This is a genomic window from Pseudofrankia asymbiotica (assembly GCF_001983105.1).
GTDB classification, from domain to species: Bacteria; Actinomycetota; Actinomycetes; order Frankiales; family Frankiaceae; genus Pseudofrankia; species Pseudofrankia asymbiotica.
Genome location: NZ_MOMC01000008.1, coordinates 116,804 through 139,973 on the forward strand (window position 1 = coordinate 116,804; position 23,170 = coordinate 139,973).

Below are 23,170 nucleotides of genomic sequence, written 5' to 3' on the forward strand. Positions count from 1 at the left end.
GACGGCGGGGCCCGGGGCGGGTGTGCCATGCCCGGACGCGGACGCGGCGGGGCCGGAGGGCGGGGGCGGGCCCGGCTGCGGGGACCGGCGTGGGGCCGGTCAGCCGCCGCGAGGGGCGTACATGATGAGGGCCATGCCGGCGAGGCAGACGGCGGCGCCGGCCAGGTCGAACCGGTCGGGACGGTAGCCGTCGGCGAGGACGCCCCACAGGATCGACCCGGCGACGAAGACCCCGCCGTAGGCGGCGAGGACCCGGCCGAAGTGCCCGTCGGGCTGGAACGTGGCGACGAGGCCGTAGAAGCCGAGCGCGACGACGCCGGCGGCGACCCACAGCGGGCCGCGGTGCTCGCGCAGCCCCTGCCACACCAGCCAGGCGCCGCCGATCTCGAACACGGCGGCGAGGACGAACAGGGCGAGGGAACGGGCGGCGACCACGGCGAGCTGACGGCCCTCTCAGGCGACGGCGGCGGGGCGCGGGCGGACCTGCCCGCACGCCGACGCTACCTTCGACGCCGCCAGCCGGAGGGGGCCGCCCGGGAACCGTCCGCCCGCCGGCCCCCTCCGGCTGGCGGCCGGACGATTCCCGGCATGCCGGTTTTCTACGGCATCGCGGGCTCTAGAGGAAGCCGGTAAGGCCGGTGGGGCGGTGCGGGCCGATGGCGAGGAGCTCGAACAGGCCGTAGCCGACCTGCCCGTCGCGGGTGAAGCGGGCGAACGTGTCGGTGATGCCGAGCAGGCGGCCCTGCTGGGTGGGGTCGGTGAGGTCGACGGTCTCCCCGTCGACCTTGAGCGCGCCCTGGTACATGCCGTGTTTCCAGCCGGGGTCGAAGCCGTAGCCGGTGCCGACGCCGAGATGCGCGGCGACGAGGGTCTCGGCGGTGATCTCGGGGAGCTTGTCGTCGCGGCGGCTGAAGCGGATGGTCCCGGACTTCGGGACGCGGGTGCCGGGGTGGAACTCGATCGTGTAGTCGGGGCGGCCGAGCTGCTCGGCGGGCTTGCCGGTCTCGGCGGGCCAGACGAGCAGCGCCTCCTCCAGGGAGCGGTTGCCGGCCTCGTCCTCCTGCAGGATCACGATCACGGAGTGGTCGGCGAACTGGATCGGCAGGTACAGCCAGAACAGGGTGTGGAAGTCGGCGGGCCGCCCGGGGGGTTCGGGCTCGCCGACGGGCCGGATCCCCCAGGATCGGTCCCGGGTGCCCCACCAGCGGTCGGGGGTGACGTCGGTGGTGTGGCCGTCGACGGTGAAGGTGCCCGACCAGCGGCCGGTCTGGGCGAGGCGGCAGGCGTCGATGATGACGCGGCCCGCGGCGCCGCGGATGATCTGGCGGGGTTCGAGGGTCGCGGGCACGGCGCCGGAGAACGTCAGGTCGGCGGACAGGCCGAGGTCGTTCGGTTCGAGGACGAACCGCAGCGTTCTCAGGCCTTCGACGACCTCGACGCGAAACGGCCCGACCGACGTGTCGCAGCGGTCGGGGCCGAGTTCCCTGGAGGCGCGCACGACGCGGTGCTCGGTGCCGCGGCGCAGCAGGGCGAACGCGTCGGCGGTGCCGAGGTTCGGGTACTGGCCCAGGCCCAGGACGAGGAACGTGTCGCCGTCGTGGGAGCCGCAGTTGAAGTAGTAGCGGTCGTAGAAGTTGCGGTCGGAGGTGGCGACCTCGGCGATCGGCGCGGCGGTCTGGTGGACGGGGTAGTCGTCGAGCGGCGACAGCACGGAGGCGCTCCTGGCGGTCTCGGGGGCGGGTGCGCGGATGGTCGTCCTGGCCGGGGCGCCTGTGCGCCGGTGCGCCTAGCCGGCGGCGGCCGGGGCGCCGGCGGGCGCGGTCCGCGGCTCGCCGCGCGGCGGCGGCGCGCCGGGGGCGGGCAGGCCCAGCAGCTTCGCGAGCATCCGGCTGACCGTGTTGTTGGTGATCATGTCGGTGGTGGGCTCCATCATCCCGAGCTCGACGAACATCACCAGGATCCTCAGCATGATCACGGCGAAGCGGTGGGCGGCGAAGACCTCGTAGTAGTCCAGGTMGCGTACCGGCCGGCCCAGGAGCTCCTCGTAGCGGGCGACGGTCTCTTGTCGGGACGGGAACCCGTCGAGGCGGGGCGCGTCGCAGCCCTCGCTGTGGTGGCGGTCGAGGAACAGGAACCAGGCGAAGTCGGTCTCCGGGGCGCCGAGCGTCGCCATCTCCCAGTCGAGGACCGCGGCGACCTGGAACGCGTCRTCGAACAGGATGTTGCCGATCCGGGAGTCGCCCCACAGCAGCACCGGCGGGTCGGGCTCGGAGGGCTGGTGCGCGCGCAGCCAGGCGCGGGCGGCGGCCAGCGGTTCGGGCGGGGAGTCGAACACCTTCGCCGCCGCCCAGTCGAGCATCTCCTCGTAGTAGGCGAGCTGCTGGTCGAGGCCGGTGCGGCCGCGCCGCGGGCTGTCGAGGAACCCGAGACCCAGKGCCTCCGGGTCGAGCCGGTGTAGGCGGGCGAGGAYGTCGACGCCGCCCCACCACATCGTCGCCCGGTCGGCGGGGGAGACGTCGTGCAGCCAGCCGGCCACGTGGTAGGGCGGGTTGTCGCCCGGTGCCCGGCCCTCGACCGCGCCCATCACGAAGAACGGCGCGCCCAGCAGCGACGGGTCCCGCTCCAGGCCGAAGAGCTCCGGCATCGGCAGGCCCGGGTCCTGGCCGGTGAGCGCGGTCATGACCTGGTACTGCTCCTCGAAGCGCGGCTCGAGGAACACCTGGTAGACGGTCGGGGCGATCCGCAGCACGAGGCGGCGGGTGACCCGGCCCGGCCCGTCGCCCCAGGTCGCGTCGAACAGGTGCGTCTCGTTGGAGAACCCTAGGCCCTCCGGGCTGGTCAGCGGCCCGACGTCCACGCCGGCGGCGGCGCCGGGCAGCCGGGCGGCCAGCCAGGTGGCGAGCCGGGAGCGGGTTAACTCAGGGTCGCGTTCCTGTGCCTGCACGCCGGTCCCTTCTCCAGGCCGCGGCTTGTCCAAGCCGCGACACGACGGTCCTCGGCCGCGGGCGCCGCCCGCCGCGCGAGCCGCGGCCCGCGCCGGTCGCGGCCGGTGCGGGGCAGTGAGCCACGTCACGCAAAACTGAAACTGGTTCTAACCCGCCCCCGCCGCACTGTCAATCGCACTGTCAGCCGCCGCCTCCCGACCCGGGAGCGCTGGCGAGAGGGGAACACGGAGAAGACCGGGAAGACGACCGAGAGAAGGCGCTCATAGCGCGCCAGCCTCTGCCGCGTCTGGGATCGCGAGATACCCGACCTTGATGGGAGGCGAGGGGTGCGCGCGGATGACGAACCAGCTTTCGAACAGTTCGTGGCCCGATCGGCCGAACGGCTGCTGCTGAGCGCGACCCTGCTCGTCGGCGGCGACTGGGCCGCCGGCGAGGACCTGCTGCAGGGCGCGCTGGAACGGACCTACCGTCACCGGGCCAGGATCGCCGAGGACCGGCGTGAGGCCTACGTACGCCGCGCGCTGGTCAACGGCGCCACCAGCCGCTGGCGACGCCAGCGGGCCCGGGTCACCGAGGTCCCGCTGCTCGTCGACGGCGCGTGGACCGCCGACGTCACCGACACCTGCGCCGACCACGCCGACCAGCTGTCCGACCGCGACGGCCTCGCCCGGGCGCTGCTGTCCCTGCCACCGCGCCAGCGGGCCGTCCTCGTCCTGCGCTACCTCGACGACCTGCCCGAGGGCGAGGTCGCCGCCGCGCTCGGCTGCTCCGTCGGCTCGGTGCGCAGCCAGACCTACCGGGGCCTCGCGCGGCTGCGCGACAACGAACACGTCGCCGCGCTGGCCGACGCGACCCCGCGACGGGAGCCGACCGCTCGACGCCCGCGGGCCTCGCCGGCCACACCCCCACCGGTGACCGCGACGGCGGATGTCCTGACCAACGAGTCCGGCCCGCCCGCCCCGCTCGCCGCCACCACCACCACCGCGAACCGACCGGCGAAAGCGAAGGGGATGAGGTCGTGACCACCATCGACAGCGACCTGGAGGCACGGCTGCGTGCCCTGCGCGCCSACCTGCCGCGCCGCGCGCCCGCCCCGTCCCTGCCCGACACCGTCCGCGCCCGGGCGCGGCGCCACCGCGACCGTGCCCGCGTCCTCGGCGCCGCGGCGCTGGCCCTCCTCGTCGCCGCCGGCGTCGGGATCCCCGCCGCGCTGCTCACCGGCAGGCACAGCACGACCGTCGTGCCGGCCGGCCAGGACCCGGGCGCGGCCCCCTACAGCTACGGCGGCTACACCGTGACCTGGCTGCCGGACGGGCTTGTCCACAAGGCCAACGCCGCCGCCCACGACCTGGTCGAGAACGACGGGTTCTCCTGGGGCCCCGTCGACGACTCGCGCCCCCCGCGCGGCCTCCCGCCCGCCCGGAACCCGGGGATGCCCGGGCTGGCCGTGAACCGTCCCGGCATCCTGAACCAGAGCACCTTCGGGAGCCTGTTCGCCGTACCCGCCGGCGCGCCGGCGGCCAACCCGGCCACGGCCTGGGTCACGGTGACGTGGAACCCGCCCAGGATGCTGTCCACCCACTCGACGATCGAGACGATCGCCGCCGACGTCAGCGCCTCGCGGGCAGCCGGGCTCAGCACGATCGACCTCGCCCGGGACACCGTCGCCGGCCGGCCGGCGCTCGTCCTGCGCCAGGACGTCGCCGCGGACCCGCCGGCCACCGCGCCGGGCGCCGGGACGGGCGGGACGACGGTCCGGGTGGTGCCCTCGGACGGCGCGGCCGGGACGGCCCTGCCGACGTCCCCCCCTGTCCCGGCCGGGACGCGTTACCACCTGGCGCTGATCTGGGTCGACACGACCGGGCTGGCCCTCTCGGTCGAGCTGGCCGGCCCGGCCTGGCCCGACCCGGCCGTCGCGCACCGGATCGCCGACGGCCTGGTCCTCGGCCAGCGACCGGCGACCGCCGGCACCGCCCTGCTGGGCGCCCCGCTGGTCCCGGTCGACGCGGGAACGACCAGGGACGTGACCTCCGTCCTGGACGCGGCCTTCGCGGGCGGCACACCGGCGGACCGCTGGGCCGCGGCCGTGCAGGACGGCCCCGACCTGATCGCCGTCCACGACCAGATCGGCGACCACCACTTCCCGGGACCCGCCAGCACGGTGCGGGTCGACACCCTCAGCCAGGACGACCCGGACACCGTCAGCGCCAGGGTCCTCCTGTCGTTCGAGGACCCGACGGCGAACGCCGCGCTCGGCGGGACCGGCCTGTCCGTCCGGGCGACGGTGATCCGGACCGCCGACGGCTGGCAGGTCAGCCGGGACAGCTACTGCATGGCCCTGGCCGCGTCCCAGACACCCCTGCTGACCTGCCCCTGATCGGCGGGCCCGGGCTCTGGGACCGCCTGTCGTCCGGCCATGCGGCGGCACGGCCGGACGACAGGCGGTACGGCGGCCTGGATTCTGCTGACCGCAGGCAGGGGTGTGCACCGGGCCGGGCGGGCGGCGATAGTCGCTGTATGCGGCTGTTGGTGCTGGGTGGGACGGAGTTCGTCGGCACGGCGGTGGTCGACGCCGGGCTCGCGCGCGGTGACGACGTGACCGTGTTCCACCGCGGCCGGCACCCGGCGCCCCCGGGCGTGACCGCGCTGCGCGGCGACCGGACCGCGCCCGGCGGCCTCGCGGCGCTCGCCGAGGACGGCGGCGAGTGGGACGTCGTCGTCGACACCTGGTCGTGGGCGCCGGCCGCGGTCCGCGACGCGGCCCGGCTGCTGGAGCCGAGAGCCGGCCACTACGCCTACGTGTCCAGCCGCTCCGTCTACACGTTCCCCATCCCGGCGGGCGAGACCGGCCTGGCCGAGAACGCCCCGGTCGTCGACGGGTCCCCCGACGACGCCGAGGACGGCGGGCTGGCCGCCTACAACCGGATGAAACGGGGCGGCGAACTGGCGGCACTCGCCGTGTTCGGCGAGGACCGCTCCCTGCTCGCCCGCCCCGGGCTGATCCTCGGCCCGGGGGAGAACCTCGGCCGGCTGCCCTGGTGGCTGAACCGGGCCGCCCGCGGCGGCCGGATGCTCGCCCCCGGCCCGGCGGACCTGCCGTTCGGGTACCTCGACGTCCGCGACCTCGCTGGCTGGCTGCTGGACGCGGCCGCCGCCGGCGCCGCCGGCCCGTTCGACCTGCAGAGCCCGCCGGAGCACGCCACCACCGCCACCCTGCTCGCCGCCTGCCTGGCCGCGACGGGTTCCGACGCCGAGCTGGTCTGGACCGACCCGGCGGTCATCCTCGCCGCCGGGGTGCGCCCGTGGACGGGCCTGCCGGGCTGGGCACCGCCCGGCGACTTCCACGCCAGCGTCCACCTCGCCGACGTCTCCCGGGCCCTGGCCGCCGGCCTGCGCGCCCGCCCCCTCGCCGACACGGCCGCCGACACCTGGGCCTGGCTGCGCACGCTCGGCGGCCAGGCGCCGCACCGCCCGGACCGCCCCCCGGTCGGCCTCGACCCGGCCCTGGAGGCCACGATCCTCGACACCCCCGCGGCCCACGGCACCCGCTGACCGTTTCCCGCGACCCCCGCCAGGCCCGCTGCCCACCGGCCGTCGCCCGTCCTTCGCCGAAGCGCACGGCCCGTCGGTTCTCTCCCCACCGGCCGCGGCACTCGCGACGCGGCCGGGCGCACATCCGCCGCGGCTCCCGCCGCCGCCTCCTGGAATCCACGCCTAGCCCCGCCGGCCGGGCGCGTTGAGAGGGGGAAGCGACTGGGAGCTGGAGGCGAGGGTGCGTGACGACGAGGCACAGGCGTTCGAGGCGTTCATGGCGAATACCGCGGACCGGCTGCTGCTGAGCGCGGTCCTGCTCGTCGGCGGGGACTGGGCGGCCGGCGGGGACCTCCTGCAGGGCGCGTTCGAGCGCACCTACCGACACTGGCCCCGCATCGGCGGCGGCAACCCGGAGGCCTACGTCCGCCGGGTGCTCGCGAACGCGGCCACCAGCCGCTGGCGGCGGCTACGCGCCCGGGTCACCGAGGTGCCGCTGATCACCGACGGCGAGTGGACCGTCGACGTGGCCGCCGCGGGCGCCGACCCCGCCGAGGCGCTCGCCCAGCGCGGCGAGCTGATCCGCGCGCTGCGTGCGCTGCCACCCCGCCAACGGGCCGTGCTGGTCCTGCGGTACGTCGACGACCTGCCCGAGGGCGAGGCCGCCGCCGCGCTCGGCTGCTCCGTCGGGACCGTGCGCAGCCAGGCGCACCGTGGCCTGGCCCGGCTGCGCGACGACCAGCGGCTGCACGCCCTGCGTCCACCGCGGCCGCGGGCCGTGACGGGACCCGACGTCCTGACCAACGAGCCCGTCCGCGCGGCGGCCGGCCCGGGCGAGACCGCCCAGTCCAGTCTCCCGGCTTCCGCCGGGCGCCACCGAGCGAAGGGAGAGGAGCTGTGAGCATGCCCGACACCGACCCACTGACCCGGCTGCGCGGCCTGCGCGCCGAGGCGCCCCGCCGTACCGTCGGCCCCGGCTTCGCGGACGCCGTCCACGCCCGTGTCCGCCGCCGCCGCGCCCGCGTCCGGTCGGCCGGCGCCGCCGTGCTCGCCGCGGCCGTCGTCCTCGGGGTCGTCATCCCGCTGCGGATCGCCAGCCCTCAGGTGGACGGCGGGGCCGCCACGAACGTCGACGCCCAGCCAGGGGACACCCCCGGTGGGTTCGCCGTCACCTGGCTGCCCGACGGCGTCCGACTCAAGGGCAATGGCCGCGCGACGCTCACCAGCGACGGTAAGGGAGGGTCGTCCAGCGGCGACGCGGAGGTTCCGTACCTGGGCGCCCAGAAGCTATACGAGCTCGGTCGGACGACCTTCGTGAGCCAGTTCACGACGCCGCAGGACGACGAGGACTATCGGCGCGGCCACGGGTTCACCAGGGTGACGGTGACTCCGACGGCCTGCGCCGACGGGCCGCCGTGCCAGCCGACGTCCGTCTGGTCCATGGCGACCCTCAGCCCGGCCGAGCTCGCCGCGCGGCCCAACCCGGCGTCGGTCTGGGTGAGCGTGACCTGGCGGCCCGACACGGTGATCACCCAGGACGCGGTCGTCGCCCGGGCCGAGAATTTCATCAACAGGCTGCCACCTGACATGACCATGCACGTGGCCCGGGACACAGTCGGCGGCCGGCCCGCGGTGCTGCTGAACGCGGTGGGCGCCACACATGGGCACTACTACTACTACGACACGTCGCCCGACCGCGACCACAGCGCGGCGCTGATCTGGACCACCCCCGACGGCGTGGCGCTGGCCGTCGAGGTAGCCGGCACCACGCCCGCCGATCCGGCGGTGCTGCACCGGATCGCCGATGGCGTCGGCCTCCACCAGATGCCGCCGATCGCGAACTACACTCCGCCGGCCTACCCGCCCGCCTTGCCGGACGCGGCCACCACCTCGGCGGTGACGACCGCGGTGACGGACGCCTTCACAGGCACCACGCCGACGGACCGATGGGTGGCCGCGGTGCGGGACGGCCCCAGGCTGCTCAGCACGCGGGAGCTGGTCGCCGACCAGCTCCCCCGGTTCGCCCAGACGGTGACGGTGCAGGTCTTCGACCTCGTCCAGGTCGGCCCGGACATTGTCACGGCGCACATGACCGTGTCGTCCGACGATCCGAACGCGGTACCGACCAGCGGTCCCCATGGGATGCGGAACACTGACGGCAGTCCGGTGGACACCAGCGCGCTCGACTTCGAGGTCACGGTGGTCCACACCGCCGCCGGCTGGCAGGTCAACGCGGACAACTACTGCCGGCTGATCTCGAACCTGAACGTATCCGGGCTGGACTGCTGAAGGTGACGGCCGCGGCGGCACCGGGATTCAGCGTGGTCCAGGCGATCGCCCTGAATCCCGGTGCCGCTGTCAGATCTTGCCGAGGGCCGTGCGAGCGAGAGTGACGAGCGGGTCCTTGGCGGCGGCCGGGTCCTTGGCGTCGATCGAGATCGACAGGCTCGCGACCTGGCTGCCACGCAGGTCGACGGTGTAGACGGACGCGAAGGTCATGCCGCCGATGCTTGGCGAGGTGCCGTAGCGGGCCGCGGCGCCGAGGCCGGGGACGTCCTCGACCTTGCCCTTGTTGACGGAGTCGGCGACGGTGTCGTCGAGCTCCTGCTGGGCGGACTTGCCGGCCGTGGCGTTGCGGATGACCAGCGTCACCGCGCCGACCGGCAGGAAGCCGTCCATGACCGTGCACGCGGCGGACAGACTGCGCAGGCTGAGGCCGGACCGGCCGCTGATCCGCTCGAGCGAGGGCGCGTCGACCAGGTCGCAGCTGGACTTGGGAACGGTGAACGAGCCGGACCCAGGCCCGCCGGGGCTGGCGGTGGAGGTCGATGACGTGCCCGGGCTGGCCGTGGCCGACGCGGTGGTGGTCCCTCCCCCGGAGGTCGACGCCGGGGTCGCCGGCTCGTCGCTCTCACTGACCGCGGAGCAGGCCGTCAGGGCCACCGCGAGGAACAGGCCAAGCACCGCTGGTGCCACCGCTCGTATCCGCACAGCCGCACCCTAGTAGCCGCGAACCGGACCGGCCGGACCCGAGTCGCCCTGGCGACACCGCCGCGGCTGTCACACTCCGCGCCGGTGGGCCAGCCGTGAGCTGGCGGAGCTTTCCGCTTCTCCGTTGGACTACGGGGCACCGTCCACCGCCGCGGCCGCGGGCGCGGCGAGGGCGGAGAGCAGGGCCGCGACGGCGTCCGCGGCGGCGGCGTGGTCGAGGTCCTCGTCCCAGGCGGTCTGCAGGGCGAGGCCCTGGTAGATCGCGATCAGGACGCGGGCGGTGCCGTCCGCCGGCAGGGTGGCGGGAAGCTCGCCGCGCTCCCGGGCGGCGCGGACCAGCGCGGTGATCGCGGCGCGCGGCTCGTCGACACCCTGGCGGGCCACCGTGTGGATGGCCGGCGCGCGCAGCGCCTCCGCCCAGACCTGCACCCCGAGGCGGACCCGCTCCCGCTCGGCGGGCTCGCCGAGCGAGCGCAGCATGTCCAGGTATCCGGCGGTGATCGCGGCGAGCCGTGCCCGCCCGGCCCCGACCGCCGTCCCGCCGTCCGGCCCCGCCACGGTCGGGACCGGGCCCGGCGCCCCGGCCACCTCGCCTGCGGCCCGGGGGCTGGCCGTCTCCGCGGCCGCCTCGGGGGTGAGCCAGGGCCGCTGGTCGTCCCCAGGGCCGGGGAGATGGAGGCTGGCGGACTGGGCGTCGTGCCACTGGGTGGCGATGGCGACGACGATCGCGTCCTTGTCGGCGAAGTAGCGGTACAGCAGGCCGGCGGACAGACCGGACTCGGCGACGATGTCGGCGACCGTCGCGCGGTGGAAACCGGTGCGGGTGAAGCAGCGGGCGGCGGCGTCGAGGATCTGCTGGCGGCGCGCCCGGGAGTGCTCCTCGCTGACCTTCGGCACCGTCACCCCTGCCCGGCGCTCGGCACGGCCTCGGTCGCCCGCTCCCGCGTCGGCGCCGCCGCGACCGCGGTTTCGGCCGTCGCCGCGGCGGCGGCCGGCCGTGAGACGACCTCGGCCTGGGCGACGCGGTAGAAGGGGGCGGCGGGCTCGCCGCCCCGGCCGAGCGGGGTCAGGTAGCGGTCGGCGGCGTCGCGGGTGGAGCGGTCCAGGGTGAGCGCGAGGCCGCGGGCGGCCAGGTAGCCGGGCAGCTCGTCCGGGACGAGGCCGAACGTGAACGGCTCGCCGGCGGCGCGCACAGTGCCCGCCCATTCGTCGACACCGCTGAAGGTGCCCGTGCCGTCGAGGGCGCGCCGGTCGACGTAGGTGAACACGACCCGGCTGCCGGGGGCGAGCGCGCCGGCGAGCCCGGTGAGCGTCGCGTCGACGGAGGCGGCGTCGAGGTAGTTGGTGACGCCCTCCCAGACGACGACGGCCGGCGCGTCGGGGCGCAGCCCGGCGGCGAGCAGGACGTCGGCCGCGCCGACGCGCAGCAGGTCGGCGGCGACGAACCGGACGTGGCCGCGGGCGGCGGCGGGGACGCGCCGCTCGACGAGGCGCCGCTTGCGCGCCTGCGTCGCGGGGTGGTCCACCTCGTACACGTCGACGGCCTCGCGGCCCCGGCCGGCCGCCGCCGGGTCCGCGCCCGCGCGGACGGCGAGAAGCCGGTAGGCGCGGCTGTCATAGCCGGCACCGAGCAGGACCAGCTGACGGGCACCGGCGGCGAGCGCGTCGGTGACGAGGTCGTCGATCAGACGGGTGCGGGCGACCGCGCTCGCCCGCGGGCCGCCCGGCCAGCGCCGGTCGATGAGGCGCTCGACGCGGCGGGCGAGCCGCGGGCCGGCCGCGGGAAGCCGGGCCGCGGCGACGACGAGCCGGTGGGAGGGTGGCAGCGACGCGGCGGCGTACGGGTCGGTGAACAGCCGCGGCTGGCCGCGCGCCGACTCCAGGGCTCGGAACAGCGCGACATGTTGAGCCGTGCGGCTCGGCTTCTCCCGCATGCCCTCCACCATAATGAATGGACGTCCATTTTTCTTCGGTCACCCGGAACCGCCGCGTGGGCGCGGGCACACCGCTGCCGCGCCAGGCGACGTCAGTCCGCCGCGGCACGAGATCAGTCAGCCGGTGCGCGTCACCGGTGACGCGCACCGGCTGACTGATCGCCGGCTCGTCAGCCCTGCCTGCGCAGGCGGCGCCTCGGGCGGCGCGCGAGGATCGGGGTGTGGACAGCCCGCGCATCCGACCCGCCGTGGCCGAGGACCTGCCCGCCCTGCTGGACCTGTACCGGCAGCTCGCCGGCGGCCGGCCCGAGTCCGAACCCGCCGGCCCGGCCGACGCCGGGCCGATCCTGGCGCGGATCCTCGCCGATCCGGCCCGCCAGCTGCTGGTCGCCGACGCGGGCGGCCGCGTCGTCGGCACCGCCGAGGTGCTCGTCAACGCGAACCTGACGCACGGCGGCCAGCCCTGGGCGATCGTCGAGAACGTCGTCGTCGCCGCGGACGCGCGCCGGCTCGGCGCCGGCCGGGCGCTGATGGCCCACGTCGTCGCACAGGCCCGCGAGGCCGGCTGCTACAAGATCCAGCTGCTGTCCCGCGCCGAACGCGCCGACGCCCACCTCTTCTACGAGTCCCTCGGCTTCACGCGCTCCGCCGTCGGCTTCCGCCGCTACCTGCCCTGAGACGTGGACCTCCGGGTCGCCGCCGAGGAGGTCAGTGCCCGGTGTGACGCGGCGGCGGGCGCGCGGCACGCTGGCGCGGTTCGACATACCGAAGTCGGCAGTCCAAAGGCGAGTCCGCTGCTCGGATCTCCTCGCGCCTACCGACGAAAGAGACGGACCAAGGACGACGGCCGGCCCGGCGCGGCGGGTGACGCTGTCGACATGCGGTTTCTGCTCGCCGGTGCGCTCATGCTGCTCTCGCCGTTCGTCGCGGAGTTCCTCGCGTTCGGGACGGCCGACCGGCTCGCCCTGATCGTCTTCCTCGCGCCGATGTACGGCAGCGGCGCGCTGCTCATCCGGGAGGCCGCCCGCCGGACCTCGTCGCCGTGGCTGACGGTCACGCTGCTCGCCACGGCGTACGGGATCGTCGAGGCGGGCCTGATCGACATGAGCCTGTTCAACCCGGTGTACGAGGGCACCGACGACTTCACCCGCCCCGCCCACGTGCCGCTGCTCGGGACCAGCGTGTACTACCTGCTGGCGTTCGTCATCGGGCACGTCGTGTGGAGCATCGGCGTCCCGGTCGCGTTCGCCGAGAGTCTCGCGCCGGCCCGGCTGCGGCACCAACCGTGGCTGCGCCGACCCGGGCTGGTCGGATGCGGCCTTCTCTACCTGGGCGGCGCGGCGTTGATCCACGCCGACGTCGCGGACGGGTTCACCCCCTCGGCCCCGCAGGTCGTGTTCGCCGTGGGGATCGCCGGGACCTGCCTGGCCGCCGCCTGGAGGTGGCGGCACCGGCCCTCTCCGCGCGGCGAGGACCGTCACGTGGTGGCATGGCGCGCCGGCGTGGCCGCGTTCGCGGTGACGGCCGGCTGGTGCGTGCTGCCCACGTCATGGCCCGGCGTCGCCGGGCAGGTCGCCCTGGCCTGCCTGGCCGGGGGCCTGCTCACCCGTCTGCCCGCGTGGACCCGCTGGACCGACGCGCACACCCTGGCCCTGGCCGCGGGCGCGCTGGTGACCTACCTCGGCGTCGCCTTCGTCTACCCCGTCGCCGACTACCCGGGCGACCATGCCAACCCGGCGACCGAACGGCTCAGCGAGATGCTGTTCACCGTCGTCGTGATCGTCCTCGTGACGCTCGGCGCCCTACGACTGCGCACCCCCGATCTCGGGCGCCCGGGCCCCGGATCTCCAGGTTCCGTGACCACCGCGGCGCAGGCCCGCGTGCCGGAGGCCGACGACGTGCCTACGGGACGCGGACCAGGTCGGCCGGCGCGAAGCTGGCCGGAAACGGCTCGGTGACGGTGACGACCGCGTCCGGCCCGGTCGTCGGCTCCTCGCGGTAGCCGTCGAGCGCCGGGTCGAGACGCAGCACCGTGACGGCCGGTCCCGTGCGGGCCGACGGGTCGACGATCCAGTACGACGACACACCGAGACGGCCGTAGACCTGCCGTTTGGTGAGCCGGTCCATACCGAGGCTGCTCGGTGAGAGCACCTCGACGGCCAGCAGGGGCACACCCAGGTAGGGCGCACCGGGCGTCAGGTCGACGGCGCGGGCCACGATGAGGTCGGGCTGCAGGCTGCCGCGCCTGCCCTTGCGAACATCGGGCGTCGGCCCGAACACGACCAGCCCGGCCGGGCAGGCGGCTTCGAGCACCACGGCCAGCTTCAGCACCGCGCGCTGATGCTCCCAGGTGGGCGCTGGGCTCACAACGAGCGTCCCGTCGATGAGCTCGTAGCGGTTGCTGTCCTCGGGCGTCCGTTCGAGGTCGTCGATGGTGAACCCGTCCGGGCGGGAGACCAGCAGCAGCCCGTCAAGCAGCTCGTAGCGGAAGGCGCCGGGAAGCCCCACGAGGTCGTCCGGGGTGAACCCGTCCGGGCCGGGTGTCGGGAACGTCCAGGGATCGGGGAGCGCCCGGTCGGGGGGCGACGTCTCGGGCGGCACCGGCATGGCAGACATGATGCGCTCCTCAGGGGCAGGGACATGGGCCAACGCTGACCGCCGGACCGGCATCAGCGCCACCACCAGGACGAAACTGGGGAAACCGCCCCGCTGTCCACAGCCCCCGCATTCCGACCGTGGCCTCCGAGTGGTCCTGAACCCCACACCGGTGGCATCGGCGCTCCCGCGGACCTGATCAGCGGTTCCGTGCCCGGATCCGAACCGCGAGGGCTCGCGGTTCGGATCCGGGCACAGGCCGGGCGCTCTCCCGCTCCGAGGGCGGGCGGACGCCGTGGGGGACGGCGCTCAGGCGTCGGCGACCTCAGGCGTCGGCGACGTGGTGGGTGGCGACGTTGAGCCGGTTCCACACGTTGATCTGTCCGATCGCGAGCAGCAGGGCGGCGAGCTGGGCCTCGTCGTAGTGCCGGGCCGCCTCGCCGAACACGTCGTCGGGCACCGGGTCGCCTCGGTCGGCGACGCGGGTCACGGCCTCGGTGAGCGCGAGCGCGGCCCGCTCGGCGTCGGTGAAGAACGCCGCGTCCCGCCAGCCGGCGACCGTGTCGATCCGGTCGTCCGACTCCCCGGCCTTGCGCAGCGCCGCCGCGTGCATCCGCAGGCACCACGCGCAGCCGTTGATCTGGCTCGCGCGCAGGTTGACCAGCTCGATCGTCTGTTCCGGCAGCCCGGTGTCCTTCACCGCCTCGTCGAGCGCGGCCAGCGCCTTCATCGCGGCCGGGACGACGTACACCGGGTGCTTCATGCGTGCTTCCACGAGAACCTCCTGCGGTTCGTGCCAGGTTCGGTCACATCCGCCTGGCGTCGACGGTCAGTGCTATGACCCGACGCGAGGGAGGAACGTGACAGATGCGCGAACGTGACAGCCACCACGGTGAGGCCCTCGGCCCCGACGGGATCGGCGAGGCAGGCGACCCCATGGCGGCCGCCGAGGCGGAGGTGGCGGGCACGCCGGACTGGCTGGCCGGGCGGTTCGAGGAGAACCGGCCCTACCTGCGGTCCGTCGCCTACCGGATGCTCGGCTCGTTCGCCGAGGCCGACGACGCCGTCCAGGAGACCTGGCTGCGCCTCGCCCGGTCCGACGCGGACGGCATCGACAACCTGCGCGGCTGGCTGACGACCGTCGTCGGCCGGGTGTGCCTGAACGCGCTGCGCTCCCGGGCGACCCGGCACGAGGAGCCGCTGGAGGCCCGGCTGCCCGACCCCGTGGTCACCCGGCCCGACGACGCCGCCGGCCCCGAGCAGGAGGCCGTCCTGGCCGAGTCGGTGGGGCTGGCGCTGCTCGTCGTGCTGGACACGCTGAGCCCGCCGGAGCGGCTGGCGTTCGTCCTGCACGACCTGTTCGGGGTGCCGTTCGACGAGATCGCCCCGATGGTCGGCCGGTCCGCGCAGGCGACCCGCCAGCTCGCGAGCCGGGCACGCCGCCGGGTCCGCGGCACCGCCACAGCCGCGGAGTCCCCCGAAGCCGAAGCCGGTACCGGTGACGCCGGTGATGCCGTGAACGCGGCGGGCGGGCGGGCACCGGCGGACCGGGCACGCCAGCGGGAAGTCGTCGACGCGTTCTTCGCCGCCGCCCGCGGCGGCGACTTCGAGGGGCTGCTCGCCGTGCTCGACCCCGACGTCCTGCTGCGCGCCGACGTCGGTGCCCGGGTGGCACCCGCTCTCGCGGCCGCCGCCGGCGTGCGCCGTGGCGCGCGCGAGGTCGCCGCGAGCGCCCTGATGTTCGCCAACCCGGCCGCCGTGCTGCGCCCGGTGCTGGTCAACGGCCTCACCGGAGTCGTCGCCACCGTCGAGGGCCAGCCCACTGGCGTCATGGCGTTCACCGTCGTGGGCGGTCGTGTCACCGAGATCGACGCCTGGTCCGGCCCGGAGCGCCTGCGCCACCTGGACCTCGCCGCCCTCGACGGCTGAGCGACGCGACGGCCGAGCGGCGGCCACGCCACGAGGTCACCCGCCGACACCGGTCGGCGGGTGACCTCGTACCGCGTGGGCCGGAGGGTGTCAGCCCATGCGGCGGGCCAGGGCGGGCAGGAGCCGCTGCGCGTTCTCGCGGTTGACGCGGCGGCGGGTGGCCGCGTCGAGGAACGGGTCGGTGTCGATCGCCCGCGCGTTCAGCCTGGCCCCGTCGGCGGTCGCGGCCGGCCAGTCCGAGCCGTAGAGGATCCGGTCGGCGCCGGCGGCGGCGAGCAGCGACGGGGTGGCGTGCGGGGAGGTGGGCATGGCGGTGTCGTAGTAGAACCGTTTGAGGGCTCGCACGGCGGTGGCCTCGTCGACGCCGGCTCCCAGGTAGGTGCCGAGCTGCAGCCGGCCGGCCATGTACGGGAAGAAGCCGCCTCCGTGGGGGAGGATCCACCGTATGTCGGGAAAGCGGGTGAGGGTGCCCGCGAGCACCATCTTGACGGCGGCGCGGGTGGTGTCGGCCAGGAAGTCGACGAGGAACTCGGCTACCGGTGTCCCCCCGCATCCGGCCAGGTTGAACGGGTGGGTGAACACCACGGCCTTGCGGCGGTTCAGTTCGGCGAGGACCGGGTCGAAGCTCGGATCTCCGAGGTAGAGGCCCGCGGCGTGCATGTTCACCGATACCCCGTCGGCCTTCAGGGTGTCCAGCGCATACGCGGCGGCCTCAAGGGCGATGTCGACCTGGGTCAACGGCAGGTAGGCGAAGAAGCCGAAGCGTTTCGGCTGGCTGCGGACGACCTCGGCCAACCCGTCGTTCCCTATCCGGGTCATCTCCCGGATCAGGTCCGCCGTCAGGCCGGACAGGAACTCCGCCGGGACCGGGCCGGAGAGCACCGCGGCGGCGACCCCGGTCTGGTCCATGATCTGCAGGGTGCTCGCCAGGTCCCACTGCGCCCAGGGCGGTCCGCCGCTGGGCGGAAGAAGCCCATGGTCGATCAGCCACTGGCGGGAGGCGGGCGGATTGGCGTGCTGGTGCACGTCAATGCGGCCGGCGGAATTGAAGGTGCCGCTACTGGCGGTGTCGGCGCTGGGAGGGTCGGCGGCCGCGGCGCTGGTCACCTGGAAGGCCGTCGGTGTCAGGGCGGCGGCACCCAGGGCGGCGGCGCCCAGAACAGCTGTCCGCCGGTTTGGATTCGCCGAAACATCCAGGTCGTCGGGTGCCTGGCCGTCGCCGGCGTCGTTCACGTGGCGCACAAAAACTCCTCTGCGGACGGACCGGGGAATTTCGCGTCGTGCGTGACCGTGTTCGGTGTGGTGCTCAGCCGACGACAGAGCGACTCGGCGCGCCGGGGGATGCGGCGTGCCAGTTGCACAATCAAACATTTTTGCCGAGGGGTGTAGTGGGGCGCTGTTGCCAGCGAAAAGACACGGCCGAGTGTCCGTAGCCGAGCAGTCACCTGATCACTGCGACAGGTTAACGCCCGTCAGCATTGAGTGTCATTCAGTTCTATGAATTTGCTTCGGGTATCTCGGCTGTTATCGGTAGAACCCGGAGGAACTGGACCAATGGCGTCCGGCAGGCGGCCGATGACCAGCGCGGCGGGCCCGTCAGCCACTCCGGCCGTCACCGCCGAGGCGGCGGGCCGCCTCGGCCGCGTGGGCGGTGGAGGCTGGAGCCGAGCCGGGGCCGGATGGCCGATCACGCCCGCCACCCCGTCGATCGCCGGTCACGGCTGTGCAGGGCAGACTGTTCAGTCCGAACTTGACAGTCTGGACTGACGATACGTAGCGTCGGCTCATGGCTGGGACGCACACGGATGAAGCCGGCGGCCAGGGCGGGGAGCCGCTCGCCGAGTCGGCCGCCGCGGTGTCGCGGGACCTGCGGGTGGTGATCAGCCGGATGCGCCGCCGGCTGCGCGAGGTCGCCGACGCGGAGGGGGAGCTGAGCCCGTCGCAGACCTCCGTGCTCGCCCGGCTCTCGAAGGAGGGCGCCTGGACCGCCAGCGGGCTGGCGACGGCCGAGCGGGTCCGCCCGCAGTCGATGGCCGCCACGCTCACCGCGCTGGACACCCACGGCCTGATCCGCCGCGACCCCGACCCCACGGACGGCCGCCGCCAGCTCGTCACGCTGACCGACGCCGGCCGGCGTCACGCCGCGGGCGACAGCGCCGCCCGCGCGCAGTGGCTGACCCGCGCGCTGCACGACCACTACACCGAGGCCGAGCTGCAGACCCTCATGGAGGCCATGGCCCTCCTCGACCGGCTCGCGCAGCTGTGACCGCGCTCCACACCGACGCAGGAACCGCCATCCGCGGTCTCACGACGAAAGGCAGCCTCATGACCGCCACCGCGCTGGACCCGAAGACCGCGCTCGTCGTCATCGACCTGCAGAAGGGCGTCGCCAGCAGGTCCACCGTCCCGCACCCCGCGGGCGAGGTCGTCACCCAGACCGTGGCGCTCGCCGACGCGTTCCGCGCCGCCAGCCTGCCGGTGGTGCTGGTACGCGTCTCGTTCGCCGCCGACGGGGCGGACACGCCACCGGGCCGCACCGACGCGGGCCGAGGCATGGCCGCGACGCCCCGCCCCGCGGGGTGGGACGAGATCGTCGACGAGCTCGCCGGCCACCCGAAGGACGTGGTCGTCACCAAGCGCAACTGGGGGGCGTTCCACGGCACCGAGCTGGACGTGATCCTGCGCCGCCGCGGTATCACCCAGATCGTGCTCACCGGCGTCGCGACGAGCATCGGCGTGGAGTCCACCGCCCGCGCCGCCCACGAGCACGGCTACCACGTCACCCTGGCGACCGACGCAATGGCGGACATGTCCGCCGAGTCCCACGAGCACAGCATCCGGGTGATCTTCCCCCGCCTCGGCGAGACCGCCACCACCGCCGAGATCCTGGAGCTGCTCGCCAAGACGCACGCCTGATGGGGGAGCGACCCGCGGCCGACCCGGCCGCCGCCCTGCCCCCCACGCCCGCCCGGCCCGCGCCCGACCCCTACCGGTGGACCGCGCTGACGAACACCACGGCGGCGGTGTTCATGTCGGCGCTCGACGGCTCGATCGTGCTGATCGCGCTGCCGGCGATCTTCCGGGGCGTGCACCTGGACCCGCTGGCCCCGGGCAACATCGCGTTCCTGCTGTGGATGATCATGGGTTATCGGCTGGTACAGGCGGTCCTCGTGGTCACCGTCGGCCGGCTCGGCGACATGTTCGGCCGCGTCCGGCTCTACAACGCCGGGTTCGCGGTGTTCACCGTCGCCTCCGTGCTGCTGTCGTTCGACCCGTTCGACAAGGCGCACGGGGCGATGTGGCTGATCGGCTGGCGGCTGCTGCAGGCCGTCGGCGGGTCGATGCTCACGGCGAACTCCGCGGCGATCCTCACCGACGCCTTCCCGGCCGAGCAGCGCGGCTTCGCGCTCGGTATCAACCAGGTCGCCGCGCTCGCCGGCCAGTTCGTCGGCCTTGTCGCCGGCGGGCTGCTCGCCGCCTGGGACTGGCGGGCCGTCTTCTGGGTCAACGTCCCCGTCGGCATCTTCGGCACGATCTGGGCCTACGCCCGGCTGCGCGAGACGGCGGCGCGCGGCGGCGGCCGGATCGACTGGTGGGGCAACCTCACCTTCGGCGTCGGCCTGTCCGCGGTGCTCGTCGCCGTGACCTACGGCCTGCAGCCCTACGGCGGCCACACCATGGGCTGGACCCGGCCGCTCGTGATCGCCCTGCTCGCCGCCGGCGGCGCACTGCTGGTGGCGTTCGTCGCCATCGAGAACCGGATCAGGACGCCGATGGTGAACCTGGGGCTCTTCCGCAACCGCGCCTTCGCCATGGGCAACATCGCCGGGCTGTGCGTGTCGATCGGCCGCGGCGGGATGCAGTTCATCCTGATCGTCTGGCTGCAGGGCGTGTGGCTGCCGCTGCACGGCTACGACTACGAGGACACCCCGCTGCGGGCCGGCATCTTCCTGCTCCCGCTCACGTTCGGGTTCCTCGTCGCCGGGCCGATCAGCGGCTACCTGTCCGACCGGCTGGGCTCGCGGGGCATCGCCAGCTCCGGGGCGGTGCTGTTCGGCGCCACCTTCGTCGGCCTCATGCTGCTGCCGGTCGACTTCGGCTACGTGCCGTTCGCGCTGCTGATCACGGTGAACGGGATCGCCAGCGGCATGTTCGCCTCCCCGAACTCGTCGTCGATCATGGGGAGCGTGCCGGCGCCGCAGCGGGGCGTGGCCTCCGGGATGCGCGCGACGTTCCAGAACACGGGGACCGCCCTGTCGATCGGCGTCTTCTTCTCCCTCATGATCGCCGGGCTGGCCGGCAGCCTCCCACGGGCCCTGTCCACGGGCCTCACCCAGCAGGGCGTGCCCGCGGACGTCGCCACCCAGGTCGGGCACCTGCCGCCGGTCGCGTCGCTGTTCGCCGCGCAGCTGGGGTTCAACCCGCTCGAGCACCTGCTCCCCGCCGGCACGCTCGCGCGGCTCACCCCGCGACAGCGGGAGGCGCTGACCGGCCACGAGTTCTTCCCCAACCTGATCTCCGGGCCGTTCCACCACGGCCTGGTCGTGGTGTTCGCCGTCGCCACGGTCCTCGCCCTGGTCGCCGCCGTCGCCTCCGCGCTGCGCGGCGCCCGCCAGCCGCCCGTCCCGGCGGGAATTCCCGCCGCCCGCGCGCAGGAGCCCGGCCAGCCGGCGGCCGGCGTCGAGCCGGACGGCACGCCGGAGGTGGCGCCCGCCGCGCGGGACGCCCTGCCGGCGCCCGGGGACGGCGCGCCGCGACCACACGGCTAGACGGCCCGGGCACGGCGGTGCCCGCCAGCGGTTTTCGGCCCGCTGTCAGCCGGACCCGCCATCCCATCCGACGGCCGGGCGGGCCGGGCGGCCTTCTCCGTGTCACCCGGCCGACCGTGACCGGGTCAGCGCACGGAGACCCTCGCGCCCTGCCGGCCCAGCTGCGCGCTCGGCGAAGCCTGCGGCTTCCCTCCCCGCCGGAACGTGACGGTCACCGTGTTGCCCGCGGCCGTGGAACCCTTGGCGCCCACGACCACCCGCACGGTGCCGAGCCCGGCCGGCCGGTTCGCGTCCGCCGAGGTCAGCGCCGAGATCTCGAGCGTCGTCCCGGCCGGCACCGTCACCGTCACGTGGGTCACCTCGCCGGTCTTCAGCCGGTAGACGCCGACGACGGTGCCGGCCGTGACGTCGCGGACCAGCACGGCCCGTGCCCCCGCCGGCAGCGACGCCGGCGCGATGGCGATGTCCACCCGCACCTGCTGGCGGGCCGGGCTCGCCGCCGAGGACGACGCCGCCGACGGCCGGGCCGCCGAGGGCGCGGTGGCGGTGGCCGCACTGGCGGGCAGCGCCGCGGCGCCGACGACCGCCGCGCCGGCCAGCGTCACGGAAATGGTACGGCGGACATTCCTGGAAAAGCGCACAACATTTCTCCTCAGCATGCAAACGGATAATTCACGCCCGGCCTCCCGGACTCCTTCCAGCGACCGGGCCGGGAAGTGATTCCGTTACGTTTTCCCAGCTCGTCGGCACTTTCGTCACGCTAGTTCCGCTCCCTGTGCCGACGCCGTGGGAATCCTGTGCGCGCATGAGAGGACGCTGTGGAGGATCTGTGCCGCCCGGCTTTCCGCGGCGCCGGCACGGGTTTTCCGCGCGGCCGCGGGTGACCGGCCGCACATGGGGACGACGGCGAACCCGGCGGCGGGTCGGCGCTGGGGCCGCGTTTCATGATCTGGTGCGATTGTGGGAGCTGGAGCTCCGAGGATCCCACCAGATCATGAACGGCTCGTACCCTCGCGGCGAAGGCGAAGGCGAAGGCGAAGGCGAAGGCGAAGGCGAAGGCGAAGGCGAAGGCGAAGGCGAAGGCGAAGGCGAAGGCGAAGGTGCCCGGTGCCCCGGCGCTCGACGTGTCCGGCGGCGGATCCGTCCGCGGCCGGGTCTCTCAGCTCAGCCGGCTGGCCGTCGCCGGAGAAACCGCTCCACGATCTCCCGGTCGAGGTCGCGGGTGAGCAGCGACGCGGCCGCGTCAGGTGGCAGCCAGCGCAGCTGGTCGACCTCCTCGTTGGGTGTGAACGTCCCCCCGGTCGCGCGCAGCGCCCAGTACCGCACGGCCTTGGTCGCCGCAATCCCGTGCCGGTGCACCGGGTAGGTCACGTCGCCGAGGGGCGCGCCGACCTCGACGGCGAGCCCGGTCTCCTCGGCGACCTCGCGGACGGCCGCGGCCAGCCAGGTCTCGCCGTCGCCGAGCTTGCCCTTGGGCAGCGACCAGTCGTCGTACCTTGGCCGGTGCACCAGCACGATCTCGACCCCGCCGGCCGCGGCGGGCCGCCACACCACTCCGCCGGCCGCCCGGACCTCGACGCTGCCGGCGGGGGTCCGCTTCGCCTCGGTGGCCTTTCCCGCCTCGTCCATCACGCCCCCTCTTACCCGGGCGTCCACCTGCCCACCCGCCGGCCGCTCATGCTGGCCGTCCGCCCGGAGGCGGGCGGCCGTCCGCCCGCCCACGGTCCGCCCGGCCTACGGGAGGCGCCAGTCGACGGGCTGGGCGCCCTGGCTGAGCAGGAGGTCGTTGGCGCGGCTGAACGGCCGGGAGCCGAAGAAGCCACGGTCCGCGGAGCGAGGCGACGGGTGGGCGGACTCGATCGTCGGGGTGCCGTCCAGGAAGGGCTTCAGGCTGCGCGCGTCGGCGCCCCACAGGATCGCGACCAGGGGCTTGCCCCGGGCGGCCAGGGCGCGGATCGCCTGCTCGGTGACCACCTCCCAGCCCTTGCCCCGATGCGAGCCCGGCTTGCCCGGCGCCGTCGTCAGGGCCCTGTTCAGCAGCAGCACGCCCTGCCGGGTCCACGGCGTGAGGTCACCGTTCGAGGGCCTCGGCACGTCCAGGTCCGAGCACAGCTCCTGGAAGATGTTCTCCAGGCTGCCCGGAAGCCGGCGCACCTCGGGCGCGACCGCGAAGCTGTACCCGATGGCCATCCCCGGGGCCGGGTAGGGATCCTGCCCGACGATCAGCACCCGGACCTCGTCGAAGGGCTGCTTGAAGGCCCGCAGGACGTTCTCGCCGGCCGGGAGGTAGCTGCGCCCCGCCGCGATCTCCGCGCGCAGGAACTCACCCATGGACGCGATCCGGTCAGCCACCGGCTCCAGGGCCTGCGCCCAGCCCGGTTCGACGAGTTCCCGCAGTGGTTGTGCCGACATGGCTGATCACCCTACTGACGCCGCCCACCGCCCGGAGGGGTGGGCGGGCGTGGCCTCCCTCGGG

At 74.6% G+C, this 23,170-nt stretch carries 23 protein-coding genes; 11 read left to right on the plus strand and 12 right to left on the minus strand.

Translation table 11 applies throughout. The annotated features are described in order from the left end of the window. Positions 1-99: 99 nt before the first annotated feature. The 3 genes from BL253_RS03450 to BL253_RS03460 all read right to left on the minus strand — a co-directional run bounded on the left by BL253_RS03450 (position 100) and on the right by BL253_RS03460 (position 2,944). On the minus strand, positions 100-435 hold the full coding sequence (locus BL253_RS03450; RefSeq protein ID WP_076813493.1) for a YnfA family protein: 336 nt from the start codon (positions 433-435) through the stop codon (positions 100-102). Between the two features lie 181 nt (positions 436-616). Beyond that, the gene (locus tag BL253_RS03455; protein ID WP_076813495.1) at positions 617-1,711 is read right to left on the minus strand and encodes an Rv3169 family protein; all 1,095 of its coding nucleotides are present in this window, start codon (positions 1,709-1,711) and stop codon (positions 617-619) included. 75 nt (positions 1,712-1,786) lie between these two features. After that, a complete protein-coding gene (locus BL253_RS03460; RefSeq protein ID WP_076813496.1) occupies positions 1,787-2,944 on the minus strand; it encodes a phosphotransferase family protein in 1,158 nt (385 codons plus the stop codon). Positions 2,945-3,271: 327 nt separating this feature from the next. Here BL253_RS03460 and BL253_RS03465 point away from each other — a divergent pair, with 327 nt between their 5' ends. The 5 genes from BL253_RS03465 (at position 3,272) to BL253_RS03485 (ending at position 8,765) form a co-directional block, all read left to right on the plus strand. After that, complete coding sequence (locus BL253_RS03465; RefSeq protein ID WP_076813498.1) at positions 3,272-3,967, plus strand: SigE family RNA polymerase sigma factor; 696 nt, start codon at positions 3,272-3,274, stop codon at positions 3,965-3,967. Continuing rightward, positions 3,964-5,322, plus strand: a complete 1,359-nt coding sequence (locus tag BL253_RS03470; protein WP_076813500.1) for an MTB12 C-terminal domain-containing protein — start codon at positions 3,964-3,966, stop codon at positions 5,320-5,322. Before BL253_RS03465 ends, BL253_RS03470 begins: the two co-directional genes overlap by 4 nt. A gap of 140 nt (positions 5,323-5,462) precedes the next feature. Beyond that, positions 5,463-6,497 carry a Rossmann-fold NAD(P)-binding domain-containing protein gene (locus tag BL253_RS03475; RefSeq protein WP_076813502.1) on the plus strand — a complete coding sequence of 345 codons (1,035 nt, stop codon included), beginning with the start codon at positions 5,463-5,465 and terminating at the stop codon, positions 6,495-6,497. A 220-nt stretch (positions 6,498-6,717) separates the two neighbouring features. Then, positions 6,718-7,377: a SigE family RNA polymerase sigma factor gene (locus BL253_RS03480; protein ID WP_081437956.1), complete on the plus strand. Its 660-nt coding sequence runs from the start codon at positions 6,718-6,720 to the stop codon at positions 7,375-7,377. Positions 7,378-7,379: 2 nt separating this feature from the next. After that, positions 7,380-8,765, plus strand: coding sequence for a hypothetical protein (locus BL253_RS03485; protein WP_076813504.1), 1,386 nt, complete (start codon positions 7,380-7,382; stop codon positions 8,763-8,765). A 69-nt stretch (positions 8,766-8,834) separates the two neighbouring features. Here BL253_RS03485 and BL253_RS03490 read toward each other — a convergent pair whose 3' ends face one another. From BL253_RS03490 to BL253_RS03500, 3 genes are all read right to left on the minus strand, one after another. Beyond that, positions 8,835-9,452, minus strand: a complete 618-nt coding sequence (locus tag BL253_RS03490) for a hypothetical protein (RefSeq protein ID WP_131831438.1) — start codon at positions 9,450-9,452, stop codon at positions 8,835-8,837. Positions 9,453-9,596: 144 nt separating this feature from the next. Beyond that, positions 9,597-10,370 (minus strand): TetR/AcrR family transcriptional regulator, encoded by a 774-nt coding sequence (locus tag BL253_RS03495; RefSeq protein WP_241834484.1) that lies wholly within the window; start codon positions 10,368-10,370, stop codon positions 9,597-9,599. Continuing rightward, complete coding sequence (locus BL253_RS03500; protein WP_081437988.1) at positions 10,367-11,401, minus strand: class I SAM-dependent methyltransferase; 1,035 nt, start codon at positions 11,399-11,401, stop codon at positions 10,367-10,369. The genes BL253_RS03495 and BL253_RS03500 overlap by 4 nt, the downstream gene beginning before the upstream one ends. Before the next feature lie 176 nt (positions 11,402-11,577). On the opposite strand from BL253_RS03500, the gene BL253_RS03505 reads away from it, so the two are divergent. After that, positions 11,578-12,078 (plus strand): GNAT family N-acetyltransferase, encoded by a 501-nt coding sequence (locus tag BL253_RS03505; protein WP_338013686.1) that lies wholly within the window; start codon positions 11,578-11,580, stop codon positions 12,076-12,078. Between the two features lie 201 nt (positions 12,079-12,279). After that, positions 12,280-13,359 (plus strand): hypothetical protein, encoded by a 1,080-nt coding sequence (locus BL253_RS03510; RefSeq protein ID WP_076813505.1) that lies wholly within the window; start codon positions 12,280-12,282, stop codon positions 13,357-13,359. Here BL253_RS03510 and BL253_RS03515 read toward each other — a convergent pair. Both BL253_RS03515 and BL253_RS03520 read right to left on the minus strand, forming a co-directional pair. Continuing rightward, entirely contained in the window at positions 13,304-14,017 is a 714-nt protein-coding gene (locus tag BL253_RS03515) for a Uma2 family endonuclease (RefSeq protein WP_131831439.1), read from the minus strand. The genes BL253_RS03510 and BL253_RS03515 overlap by 56 nt on opposite strands. 304 nt (positions 14,018-14,321) lie before the next feature. Continuing rightward, entirely contained in the window at positions 14,322-14,771 is a 450-nt protein-coding gene (locus BL253_RS03520) for a carboxymuconolactone decarboxylase family protein (RefSeq protein WP_076813507.1), read from the minus strand. A gap of 92 nt (positions 14,772-14,863) precedes the next feature. Here BL253_RS03520 and BL253_RS03525 point away from each other — a divergent pair, with 92 nt between their 5' ends. After that, on the plus strand, positions 14,864-15,925 hold the full coding sequence (locus BL253_RS03525; protein WP_338013684.1) for a sigma-70 family RNA polymerase sigma factor: 1,062 nt from the start codon (positions 14,864-14,866) through the stop codon (positions 15,923-15,925). A gap of 90 nt (positions 15,926-16,015) precedes the next feature. On the opposite strand, the gene BL253_RS03530 is transcribed toward BL253_RS03525, so the two are convergent. After that, entirely contained in the window at positions 16,016-17,167 is a 1,152-nt protein-coding gene (locus tag BL253_RS03530; protein WP_076813508.1) for an amidohydrolase family protein, read from the minus strand. A 544-nt stretch (positions 17,168-17,711) separates the two neighbouring features. Between BL253_RS03530 and BL253_RS03540 the strand changes: the two genes are divergently transcribed. From BL253_RS03540 to BL253_RS03550, 3 genes are read left to right on the plus strand one after another with little or no spacing between them, the layout of a single operon-like run. Next, positions 17,712-18,191 carry a MarR family winged helix-turn-helix transcriptional regulator gene (locus BL253_RS03540; protein ID WP_076813511.1) on the plus strand — a complete coding sequence of 160 codons (480 nt, stop codon included), beginning with the start codon at positions 17,712-17,714 and terminating at the stop codon, positions 18,189-18,191. A 59-nt stretch (positions 18,192-18,250) separates the two neighbouring features. Further along, entirely contained in the window at positions 18,251-18,841 is a 591-nt protein-coding gene (locus tag BL253_RS03545; protein ID WP_076813754.1) for an isochorismatase family protein, read from the plus strand. After that, positions 18,841-20,694 (plus strand): MFS transporter, encoded by a 1,854-nt coding sequence (locus tag BL253_RS03550; protein ID WP_241834485.1) that lies wholly within the window; start codon positions 18,841-18,843, stop codon positions 20,692-20,694. Before BL253_RS03545 ends, BL253_RS03550 begins: the two co-directional genes overlap by 1 nt. A 125-nt stretch (positions 20,695-20,819) precedes the next feature. Here BL253_RS03550 and BL253_RS03555 read toward each other — a convergent pair whose 3' ends face one another. From BL253_RS03555 to BL253_RS03565, 3 genes are all read right to left on the minus strand, one after another. After that, on the minus strand, positions 20,820-21,299 hold the full coding sequence (locus tag BL253_RS03555; protein ID WP_241834486.1) for a transcriptional regulator: 480 nt from the start codon (positions 21,297-21,299) through the stop codon (positions 20,820-20,822). A gap of 559 nt (positions 21,300-21,858) precedes the next feature. Then, the gene (locus BL253_RS03560) at positions 21,859-22,323 is read right to left on the minus strand and encodes an NUDIX hydrolase (RefSeq protein WP_076813515.1); all 465 of its coding nucleotides are present in this window, start codon (positions 22,321-22,323) and stop codon (positions 21,859-21,861) included. Between the two features lie 105 nt (positions 22,324-22,428). Then, a complete protein-coding gene (locus BL253_RS03565) occupies positions 22,429-23,106 on the minus strand; it encodes a uracil-DNA glycosylase (protein WP_076813517.1) in 678 nt (225 codons plus the stop codon). Between the last annotated feature and the right edge of the window lie 64 nt (positions 23,107-23,170).

Bases quoted from the DNA above. Each gene is read 5' to 3' on its own strand.
- BL253_RS03565 (WP_076813517.1), bottom strand. From the start codon at position 23,106: ATGTCGGCACAACCACTGCGGGAACTCGTCGAACCGGGCTGGGCGCAG.
- BL253_RS03550 (WP_241834485.1), top strand. From the start codon at position 18,841: ATGGGGGAGCGACCCGCGGCCGACCCGGCCGCCGCCCTGCCCCCCACG.
- BL253_RS03485 (WP_076813504.1), top strand. From the start codon at position 7,380: ATGCCCGACACCGACCCACTGACCCGGCTGCGCGGCCTGCGCGCCGAG.
- BL253_RS03540 (WP_076813511.1), top strand. From the start codon at position 17,712: ATGGCTGGGACGCACACGGATGAAGCCGGCGGCCAGGGCGGGGAGCCG.
- BL253_RS03560 (WP_076813515.1), bottom strand. From the start codon at position 22,323: ATGGACGAGGCGGGAAAGGCCACCGAGGCGAAGCGGACCCCCGCCGGC.
- BL253_RS03515 (WP_131831439.1), bottom strand. From the start codon at position 14,017: ATGTCTGCCATGCCGGTGCCGCCCGAGACGTCGCCCCCCGACCGGGCG.
- BL253_RS03525 (WP_338013684.1), top strand. From the start codon at position 14,864: ATGCGCGAACGTGACAGCCACCACGGTGAGGCCCTCGGCCCCGACGGG.
- BL253_RS03545 (WP_076813754.1), top strand. From the start codon at position 18,251: ATGACCGCCACCGCGCTGGACCCGAAGACCGCGCTCGTCGTCATCGAC.
- BL253_RS03500 (WP_081437988.1), bottom strand. From the start codon at position 11,401: ATGCGGGAGAAGCCGAGCCGCACGGCTCAACATGTCGCGCTGTTCCGA.
- BL253_RS03475 (WP_076813502.1), top strand. From the start codon at position 5,463: ATGCGGCTGTTGGTGCTGGGTGGGACGGAGTTCGTCGGCACGGCGGTG.
- BL253_RS03510 (WP_076813505.1), top strand. From the start codon at position 12,280: ATGCGGTTTCTGCTCGCCGGTGCGCTCATGCTGCTCTCGCCGTTCGTC.